The sequence below is a fragment of the Streptomyces sp. NPDC101227 genome (genome assembly GCF_044767545.1).
Classification (GTDB): domain Bacteria; phylum Actinomycetota; class Actinomycetes; order Streptomycetales; family Streptomycetaceae; genus Streptomyces.
In genome coordinates, this window is the sequence record NZ_JBIWOD010000020.1 from 100,043 (window position 1) to 125,327 (window position 25,285).

Sequence of the window (25,285 nt, forward strand, 5' to 3'; positions counted from 1 at the left end):
TCGAAGAGAATCGGCCGGCCCCGGGCCGCACCAGGAGTTTCAGTCCCACAAGGGCGACGCGTCCGGCACCAGCCGCCCCATCTTGCGGTACTCGCGCCGGGCTCCGGCCCGTACGTCCTCGGCCGACACCGGCTCGCCACGGCCCGCGGCGAGATAGCCGGCGGTCACCGCGGCCGACCGGATCGCCCCGCCGGACAGCTCGAACTCCTTGGCGCAGACGTCCAGTCCGAGATCGTCCGCACAGGGCGTGGCCGTCAGACAGGAACGCCACAGCGCGATCCGCTGCTCGGCGTCCGGGAACGGGAAGTCGACCACCAGGTCCAGCCGCCGGGTGAACGCGTCGTCGATGTTGGCCCGCAGATTGGTGGTGAGGACGGCGATGCCGTCGAACGACTCCAGCCGCTGCAGGAGATACGCGCTCTCCAGGTTCGCGTAGCGGTCGTGTGAGCTCTTGACCTCCGAGCGCTTGCCGAAGACGGCGTCGGCCTCGTCGAAGAGCAGCAGGGCGTCCGTGCGGTCCGCCTCGGAGAAGATCCGTTCCAGGTTCTTCTCCGTCTCCCCGATGTATTTGTCGACCACGGCGGACAGTTCCACCACAGAGAGATCCAGGCCCAGTTCACCGGCCACGACCTCGGCGGAGAGCGTCTTTCCGGTGCCGGACTCCCCGGCGAACAGGGCGACCACGCCCCTGCCGCGCCCGCCGCCGGTACGCAGCCGCCACTCGCCGAGCACCTTCTCCCGGTGCCGGGCACGCTGCACCAGCTCGTGCAGCAGGGTCAGCGGTTCGGGTGGCAGAACGAGGCCGTCGAAGCCGACGGCGGGCCGGACGCGCCGGGCGTGCCGGTCCAGCAGCGGGGCGGACTGCTGGCGCGCGCTGCGCTGGACATGGGCGGCGGTCAGCGGCGTCCCGTCGAAGGCGGCGAGGGCGGTGGCCGCACGGGCCGCCCGGCGGATCTGCCCGGCAGCCAGGCGGTACGGCGCCACGGCAGCGCCGAGATCGAAGTCACCGTCCAGGGCGCCGAGTTCGGTACCCCACACCTCGGCCGCCGCCACCCCGCCGTCCGGCGCGTCCAGCGCGAGCAGCCCCGCGTCCGGCGCCCACCCCGGGTCGTACGGCTCACCCCCGAAGAACACCACCGGCACGTCCCGGCCCGCCAGCTCCCGTACGAGCCCTTCGGGCCGCTCCGGCAGCGGCCCCACGACGATCGCCGCCCCCCGCAGCCGCGCCTCCCGCAACAGCGCGCCCGCCGGGCCCGCTCCGTCGTCCTGGCGACCGTCCGGCCGGTACCGCAGGACGGGCAGGCCGGCGCCCCGCAGCACGTCGGTCACCGGCCCGGCGGCGGCACCGGGCCGGCGCTCCCGCAGATGCACGGCGACCGGCCGCTCCCCCGCGAGGGCGGCCAGCCGCCCGAAGAACGCCCGTTCTTCGCTGTCGCCGCCCGTGCGCTCCCCGGCCCTCTCCCCCGGCGGCAGCAATTCGACTCCGCCGTCCCACAGTTCCGGATCAAGACCGTCGTCCCCCAGCAGATGGGCCACCACCCGCTCCGGCACCCGGAGCGCGCGGCCGGGCAGCGGCCGGTCCTCGTCCTCGACGACGAGCAGCCCACCGGACAGCAGCGGCGCGGCGGGATGGAACCGGGCGCGCGCCGCGGGCTCGTACGGGCCGGTGCCCGCGAGGTCCAGCGCCAGGGTGACGGTGGCGCGACGGCGTCCGACATCGTCGTTGAGGTAGCCGTAGAGCGGCTCGAAGCGCCGGTCCACATCGGGCGCGAGCGCGGCCAGCAGGATCCCCAGGTCCAAGGCGGACAGCCCGAACCGCCGGGCGAGCGCCCGGGACCGGTCAACCGGCCCCCCGTCCACCACCCCCTCCCCCGCACACTCCTCGTCCTCCCGCACCTCATCCGTGCCGACCGCCGGCGGCTGCGCGGCCAGCCGTCGGGCCGTTTCCGGGGTCACATACAGCCCGCGCAACGGGTCCGAGGCCGTGGGATCGCCGGCGCTGCGCCGCTCGACGAGTTCCGCCACCCGCTCGCGCAGCCCCGCCAACCGCCCGAGCAGCGCACCGTTCGCGTCCTCGGCCACCGCCGTACCCCCACTCACCGTCGTGCCGCTCACCGCTCCTCCTCACGAGGGTCCGTCGCGGACGACGGAGCGTCCGGAGCGGACCGGAGCATGCGGAGCCGGGAGTCGTCCGGCGGGCCGTCGGCGTCCCGGACGAGCACCGCGGCGCCCTTGGTGACCGGTGGCGCCACCTCGTACGAGGGCGTGACCGGGAAGGGCACGGTGATCACCACGTCCAGGGACGGTTTGAGTTCGCCGCCGAGCGCGGACCAGATGTCGGCGATCGAGCGCGACTCGGCCGGTGGCACCGCGACCGTGAGCGGGATGCTCGCCTCCAGCGCCCGGAGTGCGTCCGTCAGCGCGGACGGCGGCAGGGTCTCGCGCGCGAGCAGCACGCCCAGCGCGGCCGACAGCAGCCGGTGCTCGTCCTCCGGGCGGCTGGTCCACGCCGTGACCAGGTAGGACAGCCGGAACCAGCGCGGCGGCTGACGTCTGCGCACCACCACGCCGGTCGCGTCCCGCTCCGCGATCGCCCCGCGCTCGCGGCGGGCCACGTTCTCGCGTATGTCGTAGAGATAGGCGTTGAGCGTGGGGGTGTTGCGCCGCGCCGCCCAGTCGCGGTTCGGTGCGTCGAAGGCGACCTCCCCCGCGCCCTCCGGCAGGGCCCCGCCGCGCAGCACACGCCGCAATGCCTCGTCGACCTCATGAATCATGACCGCTCCCCACCCCTGGTGCGCCGGCCCGCGACGCCCGTTGTCTTCCCTGTTGCCGCATCTGCTCCGGAACGCATCAGATGTATCCCTCGCGCAGTGCGTAAGCGACGGCGTGCGCCCGATTGTGCAGTTGCAGCCGCGTCATCAGGGCGTGCAGAACGTTCTTGACGGTGCGTTCGGAGTAGGCGAGCTTCTCGGATATCTGCCTGGTGTCCAGCCCCTCGGCGATGAGCCGCAGCACATCGACCTCGCGCGGCGCCATGCCGATCGTCGGCGCCGGCGCGACCGAGGTGGAGGCCATCGCGGACCTCCGGAGCTGCCCCACCTGTGTGAGCAGCCTGCTGATCAGGTCAGGCGGCAGATGGCCCTCGCCGCGCGCCGCGCTCTGCACCGCCCGCAACAGCCGCTGCGGGGTGGCCTGATGGCGCCAGAGTATGGCCCGTACGCCGTACTCCACGACGGTCATCAGCTCCGGCTCGCGCAGATCCCGGGCGATCAGCACCACCCGCTGATCGCCCCCGCGTATGAGGCGCCGCAGCTCGGCCGCGGCGAGCTCGTCGAACCGGTCGACGAGCGTGACGGCCACCGCCCCGACCGTCTCCCCTCCGTCCTGCCCCCTTCCTCCTGCAGCCCGCTCCGTGGCCGTCGCACCGCCCTGGTCCTGGACGATCTCGACGGAAGGCTGGTGTTGTAAATGGCTGACGACTCCGGCCCGGCTGAGCGGGTCAGAGGCGTGCACGGTCACCGTGACGCGTTTTTCGAGCACTCGAGTTCCTCGTCTCGCCCCCGTTCACTGACTGCCGCAGAGTCGTTGAAGCCAATCAACAAACACTTACCGGATGATCAACAGACATCCGGAAATGTCACGCCGCCGCCCGGGAATCCCCCCACGGAGGTCCAGACCACCTCCGGGGGCGGAGCCGTACGAGCGGGCGTATCCGGGCCGGACTCCACCCGGTGAACGGGACGCCTACGAGCCGGAGAAGGGCTGACGGAGAGCGCGGTGACCGCGCCGGACGATCTCGTCCGGGATCCTCAGGCCGCGGCCGCCTCGGGGGTCAGGACCACGAACTCCGCACCCGCCGGGTCGGTGCACACGGCCAGCCGGCCGACGCCCTCGGCGGTTTCCGGGCCCATGGAGACGGCGCCGCCGTTGCTCGTCACCAGGGCGACGGTGGCATCGCAGTCCGAGGAGCCGAACACCGGGTGCCAGTAAGGCCTTCCGCCACCCTTGAGGAGATCCGCGGGGACGCCCATGATGCCGCCGTGCATCCGCTCCTCGCCGCCGCCCTCCGGGGCGATCAGCGTGTAGGTGCCGCCGCCACCGGGGAGCGGTATGTCCTGGGTGGTCCAGCCGAATATCTCCTGGTAAAAGGCCTGCGCGGCGGCCGAGTCGGAGGTGTAGAGCTCGATCCAGCCGAGGCTGCCCGGTTCGTCCGTCAGCTCGAGGCCCGGATATCTGCCGGGCTGCCAGATGGCGAAGTACGCGCCCTGCGGGTCGGTGAGCTGGGCGAAGCGGCCCTCGGTGTCGCCGACCTCGGCCGGTGGCGTACGGACCGCGCCGCCGGCCCGCTCGGCGGACGCGATCGTGGCTTCCGCGTCCGGGGTGTTGAAATAAATGGTCCATGAGGAGCGGGCGCCTGCCTCGGTCAGGGGGCCCACCGCGCCGACGACCTTGCCGTCGAGGCGGAAGAGGGTGTACCCGCCCGCGTCCTCGCCGTAGGGCGCGGCCTGCCAGTCGAATACGGCGCCGTAGAAGGCCGCCGCGGCGTCGACGGCGGGGGCGCCCAGATCGAGCCAGCACGGGGAGCCGGGGACGAAGTCAGTGGTGATCATGGCGGGCCTTCCCTTCGCAATCCCATTCCACCGCGTGCCGTCCGCGATGCGCGTGCCGCGGTGTTCCAGGCTGTGCCGTCACGTGCTGCCCAGCCTGAAACCCGGCCTGATATCCAGCCTGACATCTGGCACTGACAATCGCCCGTCGGCCGGTGTTCAGGCCCTGGTGCGGTACAGCTCCTTGGCGATGATGGAGCGTTGTACCTCGGTGGCACCCTCGTAGATGCGCGGGGCACGGACCTCACGGTAGAGGTGCTCGAGGAGATGGCCGCGGCGCAGGGCGCGCGCACCGTGGATCTGGACGGCCGCGTCGACGACGTACTGGGCGGTCTCGGTCGCCAGGAGTTTGGCCATGGCCGAGCGGCGGGCGATGTCGGGGGCCGCGGTGTCGTACGCCGAGGCCGCCGCGTACACGAGGAGCCGCGCGGACTCGACGCGGGTGGCCATCTCGGCGAGCTGGTGGCCGACGGACTGGAGATCCCGCAGCGGGCCGCCGAACGCCGTCCGCGCGCCCGCGTGCGTCAGCGCCGCGTCCAGTGCGGCCTGTGCCATGCCGACCGCGAAGGCGCCCACGCTCGGCCGGAAGAGGTTCAGGGTGGCCATCGCGACGCCGAATCCGCCGCCGACCTCGCCCAGCACATCCGCCCCGGTCACGGGCACACCGTCGAAGACCAGCGTGCCGATGGGGTGCGGGCTGAGCATGTCCAGGGGCTCGCCGGTCAGCCCCGGCCGGCCGGCGGGGACGAGGAAGGCGGTGATGCCGCGGGCGCCCGCGGCGCCGCCGGTGCGGGCGAAGACGGTGGCGAAGTCGGCCTCGGGGGCGTTGGAGATCCAGCACTTCTCGCCGGTCAGCCGCCAGCCGTCCGGCCCGTCCGGTTCGGCGGCCAGGGACAGCGCGGCGGCGTCCGAGCCCGCGCCCGGCTCGCTCAGCGCGAAGGCCGCGACCGCCCGCCCCGCGGTCACCTCGGGCAGCCACCGGGCGCGCTGGGCCTCGCTCCCGGACTGCACGACGGGGTAGGTGCCCAGCCCCTGGAGCGCGAGCGCCGTCTCGGCCTCCGTGCACTCCTGGGCGAGGGACTCCCGCAGCAGGCACAGGTCCAGGGCGCGCAGGGCGCCGTCGCCGGGGAACAGGCGGCGCAGCAGGCCGAGTTCGCCGAGAGCGGAGACCAACGGGCGGTTGATCCGGCCCTGTTCGCCCTTCTCCGCCAGCGGGCGCAGCCTTTCGGCCGTCATCGCCCGCAACTCGGCGCACCATTGCTGTTCGTCCGGTCCCAGCGCGAATGCGGTCACGCGGCGGCTCCCTGGTAGCGGTAGCGGTCCTGCGGCGGCCCCTCGATGCCGCGGCGCCTTCCCCTCGCCCCGCGTATCGCGATCTGTTGACTGCCGTCACGAACACGTTACGCTGACGAAGGGTCCGTACGGCAGGCCCCGAACGCCGCTCACCGCACCTTCCGAGCACCGCCCGAACGCTCCTGCGCACCGCGATCAGTTCCCGACCAGCGCGAACAGTCCTGAATACCGCCTGAGTACCGCCTGAGCACTCCGAGCACCCCAAGCGCTCCGAGCAATCCCGAGCGCTGTCTCAGCCGTCCATGACCGGGGCTCCGCCCGGTTCCGCACCACAGCCTCCACAGTCCCCCATTCCTCCCCGGTCGCTCGCCGGCCGCCATGTCGCCAGGGGGCGCATCCGCCATGGAGCTACGGTCCTCGGCCCACGCCGACACCTTCGCGCGCGACCGGCTGCCGCCCCGCGAGCAGTGGCCGCGCCTCACCGACCTGGGCTATCCCGACCGGCTGAACTGCGGCGCCGAGCTGCTGGACGCCACCGTCGAGCGGCTGGGCCCCGACCGGCCCGCGGTGCGCGATGCGGGCGGGGTGGTGTGGACCTACGGTCAGCTGCGGGAGCAGGTCGATGCGATCGCGCATGTCCTGACCGGACAGTTGGGCGTGGTGCCGGGCAATCGCATCCTGCTGCGCGGCCCGACCACGCCGTGGCTGGCCGCCTGCTGGCTGGCGGTGATGAAGGCGGGCGCGGTGGCGGTGACCGTACTGGCCGCCCAGCGTCCCGACGAGCTCGCCACGATCTGCCGGCTGGCGCAGGTGCGGTATGCCCTGTGCGATATCCGCTCCGTGGACGACCTGGTCAGGGCGGAGGTCCCGGAGCTGGTGATCACGACGTACGGCGGGGAGGGCACCGATGACCTGCAGCGACGCGCCAAGCCCGGATCCGGACCGTACGAGGCCGTCGCGACCGCCGCCGACGATGTCGCGCTGATCGCCTTCACCTCGGGCACCACCGGCCGCCCCAAGGGCTGTATGCACTTCCACCGGGATGTGCTGGCGATCGCCGACACCTTCTCCGCGCAGGTGCTGCGGCCGGACCCGGAGGACATCTTCGCCGGCAGCCCGCCGCTCGGCTTCACCTTCGGCCTGGGCGGCCTGGTCGTCTTCCCGCTGCGGGCCGGCGCGTCGGCGTACCTGGCGGACTGGGGCGGGCCGGAGCGGCTGCTCGCCGATATCGCGGAACACCGGATCTCGGTGCTGTTCACCGCGCCCACCGCCTATCGGGCGATGCTGCCCAAGCTCGCCGCGTACGACGTCTCGGCCCTGCGCCGCTGTGTGGCGGCCGGCGAGAATCTGCCCGCCGCGACCTGGCAGTCCTGGTACGAGGCGACGGGCCTGCGGATCATCAACGGCATCGGGGCCACGGAGCTGCTGCACATCTTCATCTCCGCCGCCGATGACGCGATCCGGCCGGGCACCACCGGGCTGCCGGTGCCGGGCTTCGAGGCGCGGGTGGTGGGCGCGGACGGCACGCCGGTGCCGGACGGCGAACCGGGGCTGCTGGCGGTCCGCGGCCCGACCGGGTGCCGCTATCTCGCCGACGCCCGGCAGACCGAGTACGTGCACGACGGCTGGAACCTGACCGGGGACACCTACATCCGGGAGCCGGACGGCTACTTCCGCTATGTCGCCCGCGCGGACGACATGATCATCTCGGCCGGGTACAACATCGCGGGGCCGGAGGTGGAGGAGGCGCTGCTGCGGCACCCGGACGTGACGGAGGCGGCCGTGGTCGGCCGGCCCGACGGGGACCGGGGGGCGGTGGTCGTCGCGCATGTGGTGCTGCGGGCCGGCGTGCCTGAGGGCAAGGACACCGTCGCGGCGCTGCGCGCCTTCACCAAGTCCCGTATAGCGCCGTACAAATGCCCGCGCGAGATCGTCTTCCACAGCGCGCTGCCGCGCACCCCCACGGGCAAGCTCCAGCGCTTCCGGCTGCGCGGAGTCGATCTAGAGTGATCCGGTGAGCGACCAGCAAGCGCAGCGCACCCCACGGTCCTTGATCGTCACGTTCTACGGCGCCTACGGGCGCGACGGGCCCGGCGACTCCGGCGGCACCGCAGGACCGGTTCCGGTCGCCGCACTGATCCGGCTGCTGGGGGTGCTCGGCGTGGATCCGCCGTCCGTGCGCTCCGCCGTCTCCCGGCTCAAGCGCCGCGGCCTGCTCGTCGCGGACCGTACGGCCTCCGGGGCGGCGGCGTACGGCCTGTCGGTCGCCGCCCACCAGTTGCTGGAGGACGGCGACCGGCGGATCTACGGGCGGCCCGCGGCGCGGCTGTCCGACGGCTGGGTGCTGGCCGTGTTCTCGGTGCCCGAGGAAGAGCGGCACAAGCGCCATCTGCTGCGTTCCCGGCTGGCCCGGCTCGGCTTCGGGACCGCGGCGCCCGGCGTCTGGATCGCGCCCGCGCACCTGTATGACGAGACCCGGCACACTCTGGAGCGGCTGCAACTCGCCTCGTACGTCGATCTGTTCACGGGTACGCACGCGGGCTTCGAGCCGACCGCGCGGGCGGCGGCCCGGTGGTGGGACCTGGACGCCATCGCCGCGCAGCACCGCGCCTTCCTGGACGTTCATGAGCCGGTGCTACGGCGGTGGTCGCGGCGGCGTGTGGTGCCTCCGGAGGCGGCGTACCACGACTATCTGCTGGCGCTGGACGCCTGGCGCCGGCTGCCGTACGCGGATCCCGGGCTGCCCTCGCCGCTCCTGCCGCAGGGCTGGCCGGGCGGGCGCGCGGCCGAGGTGTTCGGCCGGCTGCACACCAAACTCCGGTCGGCGGGGGCCCGTTACGCGCGGGAGGTGACTGCCTGAGGCGCGGGCGTCAGCGGCGCCGCGGCGGTCCCGCCATCGCGGCGGCCGAGCGCGGCCGGGCGGCGGCGATCACGGAGACCACGTCCTTGAAGGAGCTGCACATCCGGGTGCCGGCGACCCCGGCCAGCTCGCCGAACTTCCCGACGCCGTACGTCACCGCGACCGGCTCCATGCGCGCGGTGACCGCCATCCGCATGTCCCCGACGGTGTCCCCCACATACGCGCTCTCCCAGGCCGCGACCCCCAGCCGGCCGGCCGCCCGCAGCACCATCTCCGGGTGCGGCTTGCCGCGGCGGACCATGTCCTGGCCGATCACCGGGCCGACCAGGTCACGGATGCCCATGACGTCGAGCAGCGCCTCGGCGCTGCGGGTGGTCTTGGACGTGGCGACCGCGAGTTCGACGCCGTGTGCGCGCAGCGCGGACAGCCCCGCCGTCACACCGGGGAAGAGCAGCTGCGGGCCCTGGCAGAGGACCTCGTACGAGAACAGCTCGCGGTAGCGGTTGATGGCGGCCTGCACCCGGCCGTCGTCCTCGGGCTTTCCCAGCAGCCGGCCGAAGGCGGGGCCCGGAGGCTTGCCGATGGCGGTGGCCGCCTGCCGCGCGGTGACCGAACAACCCTGCTCCGCGGCCACCTTGACCAGCAGCTTGCTGATCGCGGGGAGCGTGTTGGCGAGCGTCCCGTCGAGATCGAAGACCGCGGCCCTGATCGTCTCGCCGCCGGCGGTGCTCCGCATTCCTCTTACGGGACGTTCGCGGAGTTCCGTTGATACTCGCATGACTGAGACCTTTCCGGGTTCCGGTGGATGCAGTGGCTCGGTGACGTGCTGGCGCGGTCGTTCGGACGGCCTGCGGTCGACGATGGATGGGCTGATGCGGTCTCGCCATGACGCACCGCTGTCCCAGGGCGGTACATGACAGTCGAGGCGGCTCAACGGAAGCGGATCGCCCGTTTATCGCCTCAGGAGATTTAAAAACCGTCCGCGCTGTTTGTCAATGTGCCTCTGTCACGACTTCGGGGTCGACAGCGTCACACCCGAACCCCCAGACTGTCAGCCATACGGCAACGGGCGGGCGGCCCCGGACCGGGTCGGAGGGCCGGCGTCATCTTCACGCCGCGGCAGGTACTTCCGGCCAAATCCCTCGAAGGTATAGAACCGCATGGTCGGTTTTTTTGTAGACTACATGGAGCTCGCAGCCGCACTAGAGACGGGACGGACACCGTGCCCACGCAGCATCGCGCCATCCAGAGCCGCCAGGCGCTCATCCGCTCGGCCGCAGAGACTTTCCTGGAGAAGGGAGTGCCCGCCGCGGGCATGGTCGAAGTCAGCCGGCGCGCCCGCCTGAGCAAGGGCGCGCTCTACTTCCACTTCACGTCCAAGGACGATCTGACGCTCGCGGTCCATGACAGCGCGCTCGCCGCCCTGCAGGAGGTCGAGAGCGCCCTCGCCCGCTCCCCACAGCCACTCGTCCCCGCCGTACGGGACTTCGCCCTCGCGCTGTTCGAGCGGGTGCAGTCCGACCCCGTGCTGCGCGCCGGGCTGCGGCTGCGGACGGACACCGTCCCGGGGCTCGACATCCACGCCCTGGAGCACCGGTGGTACACGCTCTTCCTCGACAAGGCGTTGGCCAACGGGTCGTACGGGGCGGCCTACCGGGGCGACGAGGGGGACACCGCGGAGGAGGCCGACGGCGAACCGCAGCGCACGGCCCGGCTGTTGACGACGGTCGTGGCGGGCCTGCTGCACCTGGGCGGGGAGGACCGCGCCTGGTGGGACGAGGCGGCCATCGTCGGCATGTGGGACCGGCTGTCGGCCGCGCCGTTCGGCGGCGGGGCGGCCGGGGCCCCGCGCCCCGCGGCCGCCCCGGCTCCGCCGCAGCCGTCCGGGGTGACGCCTCGCTCAGGCGTCACGGCCCGGCCCGGTCTCACAGCTCAATCAGCACGGATCCGGTGTGACGCCCCTGGGTGAGCTCACACAGCGCGCGCGGCGCCTGCTCGATGCCCCGTAGCAGGGAATGCGGGAAGACCAGCGAGCCGTCCCGCAGGCCCCGGCCGAATTCCCGGGTCCACTCCTGCGCGAGGTCCGGGTGGGCGTACCGCGAGAAGCCGCGCACGGTCACCCGGCGCATGATGATCTGCGCCGCGTCCAGAGCGACCGGGGAGGCCGGCGAGCCGTCCCCGGCCAGCTGGGTGGAGAGCGAGCCGACCAGCGCGAAGCGGGCGTCGGGGCGGGCCACCGCGAGCGCCGCGGTCAGCTGTTCGCCGGCCACGGTGTCCAGCAGTACGTCGATGCCGTCCGGTGCGGCCCGGCGCAGCTGCGGTTCGATCGGCCCGGCGCCGCGCACGACGGTGTCGTCGTAGCCGAGCTCGGCGCGCAGCCGCAGCGCCTTGCGTTCGGAACTGGTGCTGCCGACGATCCGGCCGGCCCCCAGCCGTCGCGCGATCTGGCCGGCCAGGCTGCCGACGCCGCCCGCCGCGCCGGTGATGAACACGGTGTCCCCCGGGCGGACCTCGGCGGCCCGGCGCAGCGCGCCCCAGGCGGTGGCGCCCTGTGACAGATGCGCGGCGGGGGTCGGCAGCGCGTCCGGGTCGATGCGCCGTACCACGGACTCGTCGGCGACCGCGAACTCCCGCCATCCGTATGGGTGATGAACCAGTTCACCGGGGGTGAAACCGCCGTCGGGTGCCGCCACGATCTCGCCGACCGCGGACCCCCACAGCGCCTGGCCGGGCTCGAACGAGCGCATCGGCAGCTCGGCACCGGTCATCTGGGTCCGCATCGCCGCGGTCACCGCCATCAGGCGGGTGCGTACCAGGACCTGTCCGGCCGTCGGCCGCGGCACCGGCGCCTCGGCGAGGGTGAAATGTTCCGGTGTCAGTTCGCCGTGGACATGGGCGGCGAGCCGCACCTCCCGATGCGTTGCGGGTACGGCGTTCAGGGACATCGGCCAGCTCCTAGCACTCGTGGGGGATCGGCGCCAGATCACTCCGCCGGACGGCGTCGCGGTCCGATACCGCATGGTTGGCTTCCTTATCATGCGGAAAGAGCCTGGGCGGCCCGGGGCGACGGATCCTGCTCAGACACCACAACTCCAAGAGAGCATACGGAGGATGATCAGTGGCCAAGCAGGAACGCGCGGTGCGCACCCGGCGCGCTGTCCTCGAAGCGGCGGCCCACGTCATCGGCGCACATGGGTACCAGGCGGCCACCATGGCCGAGATCATCCAGCGGGCCGGGGTCACCAAAGGGGCCCTCTACTTCCACTTCACCTCCAAGGACGCGCTGGCCCGCGCGGTCGTCACGGAGCAGAGCCGGCCCTTTCTCCCGCAGGTGAGCGAGTCCCGGCTGCAGGACGCCATCGACTTCACCCACCGGGTGGCGCTCGCGCTGCGCAGCGATGCGCTGTTGCAGGCCGGGACACGGATCGCGGTCGAGACGACTTTCAGCGAGGACCCGCTGATGCCCTACCGGGCGTGGACGGAGATCATCGCGACGATATTCACCGAGGCACGCGGCAACGGTGAGCTGCTGCACAGCGTGGTGCCGGACCGGGCGGCGGAGTTCTTCGTCGCCGCCTATATGGGCGTGCAGCTGTTCTCGCGGGCCGCGACCGACCGCGCCGATCTGCCGGAACGCGTCACGGCCCTGTGGAAGCACACGTTGCCGGGGCTCGCCTCGCCCGGCGCGCTCAGTCATCTGGATCCGCACGGGCGCAGCGTGCAGGTCGCCGTCCGGTCGTCCGGCGGCGCCCCGCTGTGCAGCCCCGAGTCCGCCCGTTAACGCAGGGTGAGGCGGGGCTTGGGGGCGTCGGTGCGCCCGGTGGGCGGGGTGCGGCTGCCCGCCTGGTAGGGCGGCGGCCAGGGGGCGCCGGGGCCCGCGTAGCCCTGCTCCGCGGCGGCGTGCAGGGTCCAGTGCGGGTCGTACAGATGCGGTCTGGCGAGTGCGCACAGGTCCGTGCGTCCGGCCAGTACGAGGGAGTTGACGTCGTCCCAGGAGGAGATGGCGCCGACCGCGATGACCGGTATGCCGAGGGCGTTGCGGATGCGGTCGGCGAACGGCGTCTGGTACGAGCGGCCGAAGTCGGGGCGCTCATCGGACACGACCTGCCCCGTGGAGACATCGATCGCGTCGGCGCCGTGCTCGGCGAAGGCCGCCGCCATCGCCACCGCGTCCTCGGCGGTGGTGCCGCCGTCGGACCAGTCGGTGGCGGAGATCCGGACCGTCATCGGCCTGTCGTCGGGCCAGGCCTCCCGGACCGCGTCGAAGACTTCCAGGGGGAAGCGGAGGCGGCCGGCCAGGGAGCCTCCGTAGGCGTCCGTCCGTTCGTTCGTCAACGGGGAGAGGAATCCGGACAGCAGATATCCGTGGGCGCAGTGGAGCTCCAGGAGGTCGAAGCCACTGCGGGCGGCGCGCTGCGCGGCGGCGGCGAACTGTTCGCGAAGAGAGGCGAGTTCGCGTGGGGTCAGCTCCTGGGGGCGCTGGCTGCCGGGCTTGTACGGGAGGGGGGAGGCGGCGACGAGGGGCCAGTTGCCCTCGTCGAGCGGTTCGTCGATGCCGTGCCACATCAGCTTGGTGGAGCCCTTGCGGCCGGCGTGGCCGAGCTGGACGCCGACCGCGGTGCCGGGCGACTGCTCGTGCACGAAGTCGGTGATGCGGCGCCAGGCGGCGGCCTGCTGCGGGGTGTAGAGGCCGGCGCAGCCCGGTGTGATGCGGCCCTGTTCGCTGACGCACACCATCTCGGTCATGACCAGGCCCGCGCCGCCGAGGGCCCGGGCGCCCAGGTGGACGAGGTGGAAGTCGCCGGGGACGCCGTCGTGCGAGGAATACATGTCCATCGGGGAGACGACCACGCGGTTGCGCAGGGTGAGGCCGCGCAGCCGGAAGGGCGTGAACATCGGCGGGGTGTCGTCCGGGCAGCCGGCTTCGCGCTCGACGGCCCGGGTGAAGCGCCGGTCGCGCAGCCGCAGGTTGTCGTGGGTGACGCGGCGGCTGCGGGTGAGGAGGTTGAAGGCGAACTGGTGCGGCGGCTGGTCGAGGTAGGTGGCCAGCTCCTCGAACCAGGCGAGGCTGGCGCGGGCGGCGCGCTGGGTGGAGGCGACGACGGGGCGGCGCTCTTGTTCGTACGCGGCCAGGGCGCTTGCGGTGTCCGGCTGCTCCCGCAGGCAGGCGGCCAGCGCGAGGGCATCCTCGACGGCGAGCTTGGTGCCGGAACCGATGGAGAAGTGCGCGGTGTGCGCGGCGTCGCCGAGCAGGACCGTATTGCCGTGGTACCAGCGGTCGTTGACGACCGTACGGAAGGCGATCCAACTGGAGTTGTTGGAGCGCAGGGTGCCACCGCGCAGGGCGTCGGCGAAGGCCTTGGCGCACCATGCGGCGGACTGGTTCTCGTCGGCCCGGTCGAGTCCGGCGGCCCGCCAGACCTCTTCGCGCATCTCGACGATGACCGTGCTCGCGCCGGACGGGCCACCCGGCCCGTCGGGCCGCGCATAGGGGTAGGCGTGCAGCTGGGCGACGCCGTGCTCGGTCTCGGCGATCTCGAAGCGGAAGGCGTCGAGGGCGAAGTCGGCGGCGAGCCAGATGTAGCGGCAGCGGTGGGTGGTCAGCTGCGGGCGGAAGGCCTCGGCGCCCGCGGTGCGGGTGGCGCTGTGCACACCGTCGGCGGCGATCACCAGGTCGTGGCTGCGGGCGAGCTCGGCGGCGGGCGGCGCCTCGGTGCAAAAGCGCAGGTCGATGCCGAGGTCGCGGCAGCGCCGGTGCAGTACGGCCAGCAGCCGGCGACGGCCGAGCGCCGCGAAGCCGTGCCCGCCGGAGGTCAGGGTGCGGCCCCGGTGCACGATGTCGATGTCGTCCCAGCGGACGAACTCCGCCTGGAGCGCGCGGTAGACCTCCGGGTCGGCGTGCTCGATGCCGCCGAGGGTCTCGTCGGAGAGGACGACGCCGAAGCCGAAGGTGTCGTCGGGGGCGTTGCGCTCCCAGACGGTGATCTCGCGGGTGGGGTCGAGTCGCTTGAGGAGGGCGGCGGCGTAGAGCCCGCCGGGCCCGCCGCCGATGACGGCGACCCGCATGGCTATTTCCCCTGCCACTTGGGCGACCGCTTCTCGGTGAAGGCGGCGTGGAATTCGGCGTAGTCGGCGCCGTTCATCAGCAGCGCCTGGGTGGCGGCGTCCATTTCGACGGCGGCGGCCAGCGGCATGTCGAGTTCGGCGGTCAGCAGCGCCTTGGTCTGGGCGTGGGCGAGCGCGGGTCCTTCGGCGAGCCGCCGGGCGAGCGCGGCGGCGGCCGTATCGGCCTGCCCCTCGTCGGCCAACTCGCTGATCAGGCCGAGGCGTTCGGCCTCCGGTGCCCGTACGGCGTCGCCGAGCATCAGCAGCCGGGTGGCATGACCGAGGCCGATGACGCGGGGCAGCAGATAGGCCGCGCCCATGTCACCGCCGGAGAGCCCGACCTTGGTGAAGAGGAACGCGAAGCGGGCGGAGGGGTCGGCGACGCGGAAGTCGGCGGCCAGCGCGAGCACCGCACCGGCGCCCGCCGCGACGCCGTGCACCGCCGCGATCACCGGGAACGGGGCTTCCCGCAGCGCCCGTACGACCTGCCCGGTCATCCGGTTGAAGTCCAGCAGCTGCCCGGTGTCCATCGTCAGGGTGGCGCCGATGATCTCGTCGACGTCCCCGCCGGAGCAGAACCCGCGCCCCTCCCCGCCGAGGACGAGAGCACGTACGGAACGCTCCCGGGACAGCTCCGCCAGCAGATCCCGCAGATCCGCATAGGCCTCGAAGGTGAGGGCGTTGAGCTTCTCGGGGCGCGCGAGGGTGACGGTGGCGACCCCGTCGTTCCTGGTCACACGGATGTGTTCCCAGGCGCTGGTTGGGTGGGCGGATCCTGCGAACGGACTCATCGAACTGCCTGCCCCCTTCGGCCGGACGGCTGGTGCGTGCGGTGGAGCGCGATGGAGTGCGGTGGAACGCGGTCGGCTGGGCCGGGATGCGCCGGGGTGCTGCCCTTTGAAGCTATCACCGGTTCATTACCGCCGTCACGAGAACGCGATAGAGCGACGGGCGTTGGCCGGTAGCCGGTGGGCGGGGGTGAGGGGGCATCGTGTACCGCGGGCGGGGCGAACCCGCGTTGCCGCCGTGCCCGAGGTGATCGCCGCGTAGGGACCAAAGTCCCGTCCGCCATGGGACTCAGGTCCCATCGATCCCGGCCGCCCGGCCCTGCCCACGCGCCCTGGGCGCTTTCTACCGTGAAGACATCCCATCGGGCTCTTGCGAACGGAAGCGCCATGCTGGACATGCCGGAACCGCCCCACACCCCTGTCTGGCGGATCGCGCTGCCGCACGCCCCGGCCGCCGTCTCCCTGGCCCGCGCGCTGGTCCGTACGGCTCTGCTGGATCTACGGGCCGGCGCGGACGGCGGCACCGCCGAGCTGCTGGCCGCCGAGCTGGTCACCAACGCCGTCCGGCACACCCCGTGCACCGGCCCCCTTCACCTGGTGGTGGAGCGAGTGGCGACCGGCTGCCAGGTGGAGGTGCACGACAGGGAAGCGGCGTCGTGCGCGGGCCGGTGCGGTGAAACCGTCCGCGAAGAGAGCGCCGCGGGCAACGGCCCGGGCAACGACGCGGGCTGCGGCAACGACCTCGGCCGGTCCCTCGGCGAGGGCGAGAGCGGCCGCGGCCTGACGCTGGTCCAGTCGCTCAGCTCGGCCGCCGGCTGCCGCCCGACGCCGCACGGCAAGGCCGTCTGGTTCACCCTTCTCGCGTAGCCATGGCGGGAGCCGGGGCCGCCGCACCCTCGCCGGCCGCCACCGGCCCCGCCGACGCCAGCCGCGACCGCCGCCGCCCGTAGCAGGCGTAAACCAGCGCGCCGACGACCAGGAACGCGGCGAACTGCAGCCAGGTCGCCGGGCCGGTCCCGTAGATCAGATAGAGGCAGAAGCCGATCCCGAGCAGCGGGCTGACCGGGAAGAGCGGCACCCGGAAGCGGCGCGGCAGATCGCGGCGGGTGCGGCGGAGCACCATCACGCTGACGTTGACCACCGCCATGACGGCCAGCGTCCCGATGGTGGTCAGGTTCATCACCACGTCCAGCGGGACCACCGCCGCCGGGACCGCGAAGACGATCGCGACGATCCAGGTGTTGGCGACCGGGGTGGAGGTCCGGGGCGAGACCCGCTCGAAGATCCGCGGGATCAGGCCGTCGCGCGACATCGACATCAGGATGCGGGTCTGGCCGTACATCACGGCGAGGACGACGGAGGCGATGGCGACGACCGCGCCGAAGGCGATCACGCCGCCGCCGAGCGCGGAGTGGGTGACGCGGTTGACGATCAACGACAGCGCGGCGGGCTGATCGGCCACCTGGTCGGAGGAGAGCGCGCCGATGGCGGCGACCGCGACCAGGCAGTACAGGACGGTGACCACGCCGATGCAGATGAGGATCGCGACGGGGATGTTGCGCCGCGGGTTCTTGACCTCTTCACCGGCCGTCGTGATCGCGTCGAAGCCGATGTACGAGAAGAACGCGAGGGAGGCACCGGAGGTGATCCCGGCGACGCTCTGCGGGGCGAAGGGCGCGAGGTGACCTGCCCGGAAGGCGCTGAAGCCGATGGCGCAGAACAGCACCAGGACCGCGAGCTTGAGCACGGCCATCGCGGCGGTCGCGCGGGCGCTCTCCCGGATGCCGCGGACGAGGAGGAGGGCGGCGAGCAGGATCACGACGACGGCCGGGATGTTGACGATGCCGCCGTCACCGGGCGGGCCGGCGAGCGCGGCGGGCAGCTGCCAGCCGGTCAGGCTGCCCAGCAGTTCGTTCAGATACTGGCCCCAGCCGACGGCGACGGCCGACACCGAGATGCCGTATTCCAGCAGCAGGCACCAGCCGACGAGGAAGGCGGTGCGCTCGCCGAGGGTGGCGTAGGCGTAGGAGTACGAGCTGCCCGAAACCGGTATCGCGCCGCCCAGCTCCGCGAAGGAGAAGGCGGTGAAGACGCAGGTGACGGCGGCGAGCACGAAGGAGACGATGACGGCGGGCCCCGCCTCGGCGACCGTGTCGGAGAGGCCGACGAAGATGCCGGTGCCGACGATGGCGCCGATGCCGAAGCACACGAGCTGGAAGAGCCCCATGCTGCGCCTGAGGCCGTTGCCTTCGAGGTCCGCGCCGGATTCGGCGACGAGGAGGTCGGGGGACTTGATGCGCAGTCCGCTCATGGGGGGTGGATCTCATCTCTGGTGGTGCGGTGCGCGCGGCGGGGGTGGGCCACGCAGCTCGGGGTCCGGACCGGTGGGTCCGAACCCCGTGAGCCGCTCGATGGTAGCCGTTTCGTCCGCATGATCGCCCTCTGCGGCGTATGGCTATGCAACGCGGGCGGTGTGCCGTTCGCTGTCGCCCGCCGCGCGGCACCCGGCGCCGGCTACCGCCCCAGCGTCGCGACCAGCACCGCCTTGATCGTGTGCATCCGGTTCTCGGCCTCGTCGAAGACGACGGAGTGCGCGGACTCGAAGACCTCGTCGGTGACCTCCAGCGAGTCCAGCCCGTGCCGCTCGTGGATGTCCCGGCCGAGAGCCGTGCCCAGGTCGTGGTAGGCGGGCAGACAGTGCAGGAACTTCACCTCCGGCTTCCCGGTGGCGCGCAGCACGTCCATGGTGACGGCGTATGGGGCGAGCAGCGCGATCCGCTCGTCCCAGACCTCCTTGGGCTCCCCCATCGAGACCCAGACGTCGGTGGCGACGAAGTCCGCGCCGCGCACGCCCTCCGCCACGTCCTCGGTGAGGGTGATGCGGGCGCCGCTCCCGTCGGCCAGCGCGCGGGCCCGGTCGATCACCGTCTCCTCGGGCCACAGCCGCTTCGGCGCCACGATCCGTACGTCCATGCCGAGCAGGGCACCGGTGACCAGGTAGGAGTTGCCCATGTTGTTGCGGGCGTCGCCGAGGTAGGCGAAGGCGGTCTCCTCCAGGGGGCGGCCCCCGCCGTGCTCGACCATGGTCAGCACGTCGGCGAGCATCTGGGTGGGGTGCCAGTCGTCGGTCAGCCCGTTGAAGACGGGCACCCCGGCGTGCGCGGCGAGCTCCTCGACGTCCGCCTGCCGGCTGCCACGGAACTCGATGCCGTCGAACATCCGGCCCAGCACGCGCGCGGTGTCCTTGACCGACTCCTTGTGCCCGATCTGCGAACCCGAGGGGTCGAGGTAGGTGGTCGAGGCGCCCTGGTCGGCGGCCGCGACCTCGAAGGAGCAGCGGGTCCTGGTCGAGGTCTTCTCGAAGATCAGGGCGATGTTGCGGCCCTTCAGACGGGCGATCTCGGTCCCGGCGCGCTTGGCCGCCTTGAGTTCGGCCGCGAGGTCGATGAGACGGCGGAATTCCTCGGCGCTGAAGTCCAGCTCCTTGAGGAAGTGGCGGCCCGTGAGGTCTATCGCCATGGTGGACTCCTGGTTCGCGGCAATCGGGGGTACGGACTCAGACCCTGGAAGTGTATACGAGCCTACGTATCCCTATACGTTGCCCTCGCGCCGCTCCGGGACCGGTCACCGGCCGCGTCAGGCCGGCGCGTCAGGCCATTCCCGGTACAGCGTCCCGCGTCACGGGGCAGCTCATGCACCGCGGCCCGCCCCGTCCCCTGCCCAGCTCACTCCCGGGGATCGTGATCACCTCGATGCCGCGCTTGCGCAGGAAGGTGTTCGTGGTGACGTTCCGCTCGTACGCCACGACCACGCCCGGCTCCACCGCCAGCACATTGCATCCGTCGTCCCACTGCTCGCGCTGCGCGGAGTGCACGTCCTGGGTCGGCGTCAGCACACGAATGTCGTCCAGGCCCAGGGCGGCCGCTATCGCGCGGTGCATATGCTCCGGCGGATGGTCGGTGACCTTGAGGTCCCGCTCGCCCGAACCGGCCTCGATGGTGTACGAGCGGAGCATCCCCAGCCCCGCGTACTGCGTGAAGGTGTCCCCGTCGATCATGGTCATGACGGTGTCCAGATGCATGAAGGCCCGGCGCTTGGGCATGTCCAGCGCCACGATCGTGCGCGCCGAACCCGCCGCGAACAGCCCGCGCGCCAGCAGCTCCACGGCCTGCGGCGTGGTCCGCTCGCTCATCCCGATGAGCACCGCCCCGCTGCCCAGCACCAGGACGTCGCCGCCCTCGATCGTCGAGGGGTAGTCGGCCTGGCCCTCGGACCAGACGTGGAAGTCCTCGCCGCGGAAGAGCGGATGGTGACGGTAGATCGCCTCGTAGTGCACGGTCTCGCGCTGCCGGGCGGGCCAGCGCATGGAGTTGATCGAGACGCCGTCGTAGATCCAGGCGGACGTGTCGCGGGTGAAGAGGTGGTTGGGCAGCGGGTCGAGCAGGAAGTCGTCCATCTCCATGACGTGGAAGCGGACGGAGATCGGCTCGGGGTGCCGTTCCAGGAACTCCCGCTTGGTCATGCCGCCCACCAGCGCCTCGACGAGCTCGGACACCGGCAGCTCCTCGAACGCCGCCCGGAGGTGATCGGTGGCCAGCGGCCCGTACTCCTTCTCGTCGAAGACCCGGTCCAGGACCAGCTTCCGCGCCTCGGGGATGCGCAGGCTGTCGGCCAGCAGATCCCCGAAGAGGTGCACGTCCACGCCCCGGTCGCGGAGCACATCCGCGAACCCGTCGTGCTCGGCCCGCGCCCGGCGCACCCAGAGCACGTCGTCGAAGAGCAAGGCGTCCTTGTTCGAGGGCGTGAGCCGCTTCAGCTCCAGATCGGGGCGATGCAGAATGACCCGGCGCAGTCGCCCGGCCTCGGAGTCGACATGGAATCCCATCTCCCCATCTTGGCCGCTCGGAGGCGAGTACGAACCTTGTCGGGACATCTCGGCCGATGTTGTGGGGTCGCACCGGCCGGCGGGGCGGCGGCCCCGAGCGGCGGGGCGGCGACCCCGAGCGGCGGCCTCGTTCCCAACACCTCGCCCGTGTACGAGGGTTGCTCGAGACCGCCGAGCTCGCCGTGGACCGGGTGGTACCGGGGCGCGGCGGGTGCCCGGGTGGCCCCGGGGGCGCGAGGCGGACGGGCCCCCGGGGCTCCCTCGCTACAGCCGGGGGTCCACCGGCTCGGACTCCAGCGCGAGCACCGCGAACACCGCCTCGTGTACGCGCCACAGCGGTTCGCCGTCCGCCATCCGGTCGAGCGCCTCCAGGCCGAGCGCATACTCGCGCAGGGCGAGCGAGCGCTTGTGGCCGAGATGGCGGACCCGCAGGCGCCGCAGATTCTCCGGGCGGGTGTACTCCGGCCCGTAGATGATCCGCAGGTACTCGCGGCCGCGGCACTTGATGCCCGGCTGGATGAGCCGGCCGTCCGCGCCGCGTATCAGCGCCTGCAGCGGCTTGACCACCATGCCCTCGCCGCCGTCCGCGGTGAGATCCAGCCACCAGGCGATACCGGCCGCAACCGATGCCTCGTCCTCGGTGTCGACGACGAGCCGGCGGGTCGGGGCGAGCAGTGCCGTGGCACCGCCGTCCCGCTCCGCGGGCGCGGCCGCCGTTCGCGGCCCCGCCACCACGTCCGCCTCCGCCTCGATGAGCCGGTCGATCATCGCGAGCTGGTCGGTGTGCGCGAGCCCGGCCAGGCTGCGGCCCTGTACGGCGAGGATCTGGAACGGGGCGAGCCGGATGCCCGCCAGCTCGTCGGTCCCGGTGGGCCGTTCCGCGCCGACGCGCCAGCAGTAGCGCCGGTAGGCCTCCGTGAACGCGGCGGCGTCCGAGGCCCGGTCCCGCTGCCTGCCGAGCAGCGTCGCCACATCGACGCCCCGCGCGGCCGCCGCCTCCAGCGCCCCGAGCGCGCCCGGGAACACCGCGCCGGACGCCGCGCCGACGGCCGCGTACTGCTTGCGCAGCAGACCGGTCGCCTTGAGGGACCACGGCATCAACTCGGCGTCCAGCAGCAGCCAGTCCGTCTCCAGCTCACCCCACAGCCCGGCCCGCTCCGCGCACTCGCGGACCCGCCGCAGAATGCGTTCGGTCGTCTCCGGGTCGTCGAAGAACGGCCGTCCCGTACGGGTGTAGAGCGCGCCCGAGACGCCCTCCGGCACGCCGATGGGGGTACCTCCCATGCCTTTGAGGCCAGGGGGGAACTCGCGCGCCGCTGCCTCGTCGCGGCAGACCAGGACCATCGCGCGGGAGCCCATGTGCTTCTCCTCGCACACGACCTCGCGCACACCGTCCGCGCGGTAGGCGGCAAACGCCTCGGCCGGATGCTCCAAATAGCCCTCACCTGCGGTTTCGCCGCCGGTCTCGGCCTTGGACGTGGCGCAGGGCGCCATCGTCGGCGGCAGGTACGGCAGCAGCCGGGGATCGATCGCGAAGCGGCTCATCACCTCCAGCGCGGCCGCGGCGTTCTCCTCCTTGACCGCGAGCCGTCCCATGTAGCGGGTCTCGACGATGCGCCGTCCGGCCACGTCGTTGAGGTCCAGCGGACGGCCGTCCGTGCCGCCGGGGGCTTCCGTGGCCAGCGGCTTGGCCGGCTCGTACCAGACCTTCTCCGCCGGTACGTCCACCAGCTCGCGCTCCGGCCAGCGCAGCGCGGTCATGGTGCCGCCGAAGACGCAGCCGGTGTCGAGGCAGATGGTGTTGTTGAGCCAATTGGCACGCGGGGTGGGCGTGTGGCCGTAGACGACGGCGGCGCGGCCCCGGTACTCCTCGGCCCACGGGTAGCGCACGGGCAGGCCGAACTCGTCGGTCTCGCCGGTCGTGTCGCCGTACAGCGCGAACGACCGCACCCGGCCCGATGTCCGGCCGTGGTACTTCTCCGGCAGCCCGGCGTGGCACACCACCAGCCCGCCGCCGTCCAGGACGTAGTGGCTGACCAGCCCCTGGATGAAGTCCGCCACCTCGGCGCGGAAGGTGTCGTCCTCCTTCTCCAGCTGCTCGATCGTCTCGGCGAGCCCATGGGTGTGCTGGACGTTGCGCCCCTTGAGGTAACGGCCGAGCTTGTTCTCGTGGTTCCCGGGCACGCACAGGGCGTGGCCGGCCCCGGTCATGCCCATCACCAGGCGCAGCACACCGGGGCTGTCCGGCCCGCGGTCGACGAGGTCACCGACGAAGACGGCCGTACGGCCCTCCGGGTGCACGGCGTCCACGGCCCGGCCGAGTGCGTCGCGCTCCAGGACGTAGCCCAGCCGGCCGAGCAGGCTCTCCAGCTCGGAGCGGCAGCCGTGGATGTCGCCGATGATGTCGAACGGTCCGGTGAGATGGCGCAGGTCGTTGAACCGCCGCTCGGTGACGATCTCCGCGGCCTCGACCTCCTCCTGGCCGCGCAGGATGTGCACCTTGCGGAAGCCTTCGCGCTCCAAGTGCCGCAGCGAGCGCCGCAGTTCTCGCTGGTGACGCTGGATGACCCGGCGCGGCAGCCCGGCCCGGTCGGCGCGCTCCGCATTGCGTGCGGCGCAGACCTGCTCGGGTACGTCGAGCACGATCGCCACCGGCAGTACGTCGTGCTCGCGCGCCAGCCGTACCAGCTGGGCGCGGGCCTCGGACTGCACATTGGTGGCATCGACGACGGTCAGCCGGCCGGCCGCCAGCCGCTTGCCCGCGATGAAGTGCAGCACGTCGAAGGCGTCGCGGCTGGCGCTCTGGTCATTCTCGTCGTCGCTGACCAGGCCGCGGCAGAAGTCGGAGGAGATGACCTCGGTCGGCTTGAAGTGCCGGGCGGCGAAGGTCGACTTACCGGAGCCGGTGGCACCGATCAGCACCACGAGCGAGAGGTCGGGCACGGCGAGCGTGCGCCGCGGCCGCTCGGCCGACGGCCGCGGCCGGCGCGCGCTCTCCCGCTCGCCCCCGCTCCCCTGCTGGTCCTCGCGCTGGTGCTGGTGCTGCTTCTCGTCCTCGTACTCCGTACGGTCGGCGTCCGTCATGCCGCGGCCTCCTTTCCCCTCATCGACCTGCTACCGCTTTCCCTGCTGCCGGTTTCCTTGCCACCGGTTTCCTTGCTGCCGGTTTCCTTGCTGCCGGTTTCCTTGCTGCCGCCACTGTGGGCGCCGCCACCGTCGCTCCCGCGACCAGCATCGCTCCCCTGACCAGCGCTGTCGTCCCCGGCCAGGCGGAAGCGGGCGAGCTGGGTGGGCGGCCCGACCTCGGGGTCCTCCGGGCCCACCGGGCCGAAGGTCACCGCATAGCCGTGCCGCGCGCCGACCTCCTGGGCCCACCGCCGGAACTCCTCCCGCGTCCATTCGAAACGGTGGTCCGCATGGCGCACGTGCCCGGCCGGCAGCGACTCCCAACGCACGTTGTACTCGACGTTCGGCGTCGTCACCACGACCGTCCGCGGCCTGGCCGACCCGAACACCGCGTACTCCAGCGCCGGCAGCCTCGCCGGATCCACATGCTCGACGACCTCGCTCAGCACCGCCGCGTCATATCCCTGGAGCCTGCTGTCGGTGTACGCCAGCGAACCCTGTACGAGCCGTACGCGTTCCGACTGCCGCTCGGACATCCGGTCCAGCCGCAGCCGGCGCCGTGCCTCGTGCAGCGCCCGCATCGACACATCCACCCCGACGATCTCGGTGAACTGTCGCTCCTTGAGCAGCGCACCGACCAACTGCCCCTGTCCGCAGCCCAGATCGAGCACCCGCGCCGCCTTGGCCGCACGCAGCTCCGCCAGGATCGCCTCCCGTCGCTGCACGGCGAGCGGTACCGGCTTCTGCTCGGTGTCCACCTCCTCGTCCACGGCGTTGTCGATCTCCTCGCCGTCGACGTCATCCGCCTCGGCGAGCCGCTCCAGCGCCAGCCGCTCGATGGCCTGGCGCGTCAACGCCCAGCGCCGCGCGAGATAGCGGCCGACGATCACCCGCTGCTCCGGATGGTCCTCCAGCCAGCCCTCGCCGGCCCTCAGCAGCTTGTCGACCTCATCGGGCGCGACCCAGTAATGCTTGGCGTCGTCCAGGACCGGAAGCAGTACATACAGATGCCGCAGCGCCTCGTCGAGCCTGCGCTCCCCCTCCAGGACGAGCCGTACATAGCGCGAGTCGCCCCACTCCGGGAACGTCTCGTCCAACGGCAGCGGTTCCGCAACCACCGACCAGCCCAGCGGTTCGAAGAGCTTGCCCACCAGCTCCGCCCCGCCCCGCGCCGGCAGCACCGGCACCTCTATCCGCAGCGGCATCGCCCGCCCCGGCAGCTCCGGCCGCGCCTTGCACTGCCCCTTCATCGCGCTGGCGAAGACGCTGCGCAGCGCCACTGCCAGCAGCGAGGATGCCGCGTACGGACGGTCGTTGACGTACTGCCCGAGCGCCGAATCCGGAGCGCCACCACGGCCCTTCCCCTGTCCCCGGCGGACCAGGGCGACGGGATCGACCTCCAGCAGCAGGGCTGCCGTGCACCGATGCTCGTCGGCCTCGGGGTAGAGGACATGTGCGACTCCGTACGCCGTCGAGAACTGCTGGGCGTTGTCGGGATGCTTGTGCAGCAGGTATCCGAGGTCGGTCGCGGGACGGTCGGCGCTGCCGGTGGTCGTTATCGTCAGGAACACATATCCGAGTATCGCTTCACGGGCCGCGATCTCCCACCCGTTTTCCGGCA

Annotated in this window: 19 protein-coding genes; 5 read left to right on the plus strand and 14 right to left on the minus strand. The window is 72.3% G+C overall.

Annotated features, from left to right (window positions below; all coding sequences use genetic code 11):
- Positions 1-39: 39 nt before the first annotated feature.
- From ACIRPT_RS34115 to ACIRPT_RS34135, 5 genes are all read right to left on the minus strand, one after another.
- Entirely contained in the window at positions 40-2,115 is a 2,076-nt protein-coding gene (locus tag ACIRPT_RS34115) for an AAA family ATPase (protein WP_403834360.1), read from the minus strand.
- Complete coding sequence (locus ACIRPT_RS34120; protein ID WP_403834363.1) at positions 2,112-2,774, minus strand: DUF4255 domain-containing protein; 663 nt, start codon at positions 2,772-2,774, stop codon at positions 2,112-2,114. Before ACIRPT_RS34120 ends, ACIRPT_RS34115 begins: the two co-directional genes overlap by 4 nt.
- 76 nt (positions 2,775-2,850) lie before the next feature.
- Positions 2,851-3,540, minus strand: a complete 690-nt coding sequence (locus ACIRPT_RS34125; RefSeq protein WP_403513831.1) for a response regulator transcription factor — start codon at positions 3,538-3,540, stop codon at positions 2,851-2,853.
- Between the two features lie 269 nt (positions 3,541-3,809).
- The gene (locus ACIRPT_RS34130; RefSeq protein WP_403834367.1) at positions 3,810-4,610 is read right to left on the minus strand and encodes a VOC family protein; all 801 of its coding nucleotides are present in this window, start codon (positions 4,608-4,610) and stop codon (positions 3,810-3,812) included.
- A 156-nt stretch (positions 4,611-4,766) separates the two neighbouring features.
- The gene (locus ACIRPT_RS34135; RefSeq protein WP_403834370.1) at positions 4,767-5,900 is read right to left on the minus strand and encodes an acyl-CoA dehydrogenase family protein; all 1,134 of its coding nucleotides are present in this window, start codon (positions 5,898-5,900) and stop codon (positions 4,767-4,769) included.
- A gap of 402 nt (positions 5,901-6,302) precedes the next feature.
- Here ACIRPT_RS34135 and ACIRPT_RS34140 point away from each other — a divergent pair, with 402 nt between their 5' ends.
- Positions 6,303-7,910, plus strand: a complete 1,608-nt coding sequence (locus ACIRPT_RS34140) for an AMP-binding protein (protein WP_403834373.1) — start codon at positions 6,303-6,305, stop codon at positions 7,908-7,910.
- 4 nt (positions 7,911-7,914) lie between these two features.
- A complete protein-coding gene (locus ACIRPT_RS34145) occupies positions 7,915-8,760 on the plus strand; it encodes a PaaX family transcriptional regulator C-terminal domain-containing protein (protein WP_403834375.1) in 846 nt (281 codons plus the stop codon).
- 10 nt (positions 8,761-8,770) lie between these two features.
- Here the strand turns inward: ACIRPT_RS34145 and ACIRPT_RS34150 are convergent, their stop codons facing one another.
- Positions 8,771-9,496 (minus strand): HAD family hydrolase, encoded by a 726-nt coding sequence (locus tag ACIRPT_RS34150; protein ID WP_403834377.1) that lies wholly within the window; start codon positions 9,494-9,496, stop codon positions 8,771-8,773.
- Positions 9,497-9,982: 486 nt separating this feature from the next.
- Here ACIRPT_RS34150 and ACIRPT_RS34155 point away from each other — a divergent pair, with 486 nt between their 5' ends.
- Positions 9,983-10,729, plus strand: coding sequence for a TetR family transcriptional regulator (locus ACIRPT_RS34155; protein ID WP_403834379.1), 747 nt, complete (start codon positions 9,983-9,985; stop codon positions 10,727-10,729).
- Here the strand turns inward: ACIRPT_RS34155 and ACIRPT_RS34160 are convergent.
- Complete coding sequence (locus ACIRPT_RS34160) at positions 10,686-11,705, minus strand: MDR family NADP-dependent oxidoreductase (protein WP_403834382.1); 1,020 nt, start codon at positions 11,703-11,705, stop codon at positions 10,686-10,688. The genes ACIRPT_RS34155 and ACIRPT_RS34160 overlap by 44 nt on opposite strands.
- A 173-nt stretch (positions 11,706-11,878) precedes the next feature.
- On the opposite strand from ACIRPT_RS34160, the gene ACIRPT_RS34165 reads away from it, so the two are divergent.
- Complete coding sequence (locus ACIRPT_RS34165) at positions 11,879-12,541, plus strand: ScbR family autoregulator-binding transcription factor (RefSeq protein WP_403834384.1); 663 nt, start codon at positions 11,879-11,881, stop codon at positions 12,539-12,541.
- Here ACIRPT_RS34165 and ACIRPT_RS34170 read toward each other — a convergent pair.
- The gene (locus tag ACIRPT_RS34170; protein WP_403834487.1) at positions 12,538-14,826 is read right to left on the minus strand and encodes a bifunctional salicylyl-CoA 5-hydroxylase/oxidoreductase; all 2,289 of its coding nucleotides are present in this window, start codon (positions 14,824-14,826) and stop codon (positions 12,538-12,540) included. The two genes, ACIRPT_RS34165 and ACIRPT_RS34170, sit on opposite strands and share 4 nt — an antisense overlap.
- Before the next feature lie 2 nt (positions 14,827-14,828).
- Complete coding sequence (locus ACIRPT_RS34175) at positions 14,829-15,656, minus strand: enoyl-CoA hydratase family protein (RefSeq protein WP_403834386.1); 828 nt, start codon at positions 15,654-15,656, stop codon at positions 14,829-14,831.
- Between the two features lie 384 nt (positions 15,657-16,040).
- On the opposite strand from ACIRPT_RS34175, the gene ACIRPT_RS34180 reads away from it, so the two are divergent.
- Positions 16,041-16,520: an ATP-binding protein gene (locus ACIRPT_RS34180; RefSeq protein WP_403834389.1), complete on the plus strand. Its 480-nt coding sequence runs from the start codon at positions 16,041-16,043 to the stop codon at positions 16,518-16,520.
- Here ACIRPT_RS34180 and ACIRPT_RS34185 read toward each other — a convergent pair.
- The 5 genes from ACIRPT_RS34185 to ACIRPT_RS34205 all read right to left on the minus strand — a co-directional run bounded on the left by ACIRPT_RS34185 (position 16,504) and on the right by ACIRPT_RS34205 (position 25,235).
- A complete protein-coding gene (locus ACIRPT_RS34185; RefSeq protein ID WP_403834392.1) occupies positions 16,504-17,964 on the minus strand; it encodes an amino acid permease in 1,461 nt (486 codons plus the stop codon). The genes ACIRPT_RS34180 and ACIRPT_RS34185 overlap by 17 nt on opposite strands.
- 203 nt (positions 17,965-18,167) lie before the next feature.
- Positions 18,168-19,172 carry an ornithine carbamoyltransferase gene (argF, locus tag ACIRPT_RS34190; RefSeq protein WP_403834394.1) on the minus strand — a complete coding sequence of 335 codons (1,005 nt, stop codon included), beginning with the start codon at positions 19,170-19,172 and terminating at the stop codon, positions 18,168-18,170.
- Between the two features lie 130 nt (positions 19,173-19,302).
- The gene (locus ACIRPT_RS34195) at positions 19,303-20,538 is read right to left on the minus strand and encodes an arginine deiminase (RefSeq protein WP_403513795.1); all 1,236 of its coding nucleotides are present in this window, start codon (positions 20,536-20,538) and stop codon (positions 19,303-19,305) included.
- 264 nt (positions 20,539-20,802) lie between these two features.
- Positions 20,803-23,622: a polynucleotide kinase-phosphatase gene (locus tag ACIRPT_RS34200; protein ID WP_403834397.1), complete on the minus strand. Its 2,820-nt coding sequence runs from the start codon at positions 23,620-23,622 to the stop codon at positions 20,803-20,805.
- On the minus strand, positions 23,619-25,235 hold the full coding sequence (locus ACIRPT_RS34205; protein ID WP_403834399.1) for a 3' terminal RNA ribose 2'-O-methyltransferase Hen1: 1,617 nt from the start codon (positions 25,233-25,235) through the stop codon (positions 23,619-23,621). Before ACIRPT_RS34205 ends, ACIRPT_RS34200 begins: the two co-directional genes overlap by 4 nt.
- Between the last annotated feature and the right edge of the window lie 50 nt (positions 25,236-25,285).

What these genes read in the sequence shown, in the direction of transcription:
- ACIRPT_RS34140 (WP_403834373.1), top strand. Translation starts at nt 6,303, where the DNA reads ATGGAGCTACGGTCCTCGGCCCACGCCGACACCTTCGCGCGCGACCGG.
- ACIRPT_RS34170 (WP_403834487.1), bottom strand. Translation starts at nt 14,826, where the DNA reads ATGCGGGTCGCCGTCATCGGCGGCGGGCCCGGCGGGCTCTACGCCGCC.
- ACIRPT_RS34175 (WP_403834386.1), bottom strand. Translation starts at nt 15,656, where the DNA reads ATGAGTCCGTTCGCAGGATCCGCCCACCCAACCAGCGCCTGGGAACAC.
- ACIRPT_RS34160 (WP_403834382.1), bottom strand. Translation starts at nt 11,705, where the DNA reads ATGTCCCTGAACGCCGTACCCGCAACGCATCGGGAGGTGCGGCTCGCC.
- ACIRPT_RS34130 (WP_403834367.1), bottom strand. Translation starts at nt 4,610, where the DNA reads ATGATCACCACTGACTTCGTCCCCGGCTCCCCGTGCTGGCTCGATCTG.
- ACIRPT_RS34180 (WP_403834389.1), top strand. Translation starts at nt 16,041, where the DNA reads ATGCTGGACATGCCGGAACCGCCCCACACCCCTGTCTGGCGGATCGCG.
- argF (WP_403834394.1), bottom strand. Translation starts at nt 19,172, where the DNA reads ATGGCGATAGACCTCACGGGCCGCCACTTCCTCAAGGAGCTGGACTTC.
- ACIRPT_RS34185 (WP_403834392.1), bottom strand. Translation starts at nt 17,964, where the DNA reads ATGAGCGGACTGCGCATCAAGTCCCCCGACCTCCTCGTCGCCGAATCC.
- ACIRPT_RS34195 (WP_403513795.1), bottom strand. Translation starts at nt 20,538, where the DNA reads ATGGGATTCCATGTCGACTCCGAGGCCGGGCGACTGCGCCGGGTCATT.
- ACIRPT_RS34200 (WP_403834397.1), bottom strand. Translation starts at nt 23,622, where the DNA reads ATGACGGACGCCGACCGTACGGAGTACGAGGACGAGAAGCAGCACCAG.
- ACIRPT_RS34150 (WP_403834377.1), bottom strand. Translation starts at nt 9,496, where the DNA reads ATGCGGAGCACCGCCGGCGGCGAGACGATCAGGGCCGCGGTCTTCGAT.
- ACIRPT_RS34120 (WP_403834363.1), bottom strand. Translation starts at nt 2,774, where the DNA reads ATGATTCATGAGGTCGACGAGGCATTGCGGCGTGTGCTGCGCGGCGGG.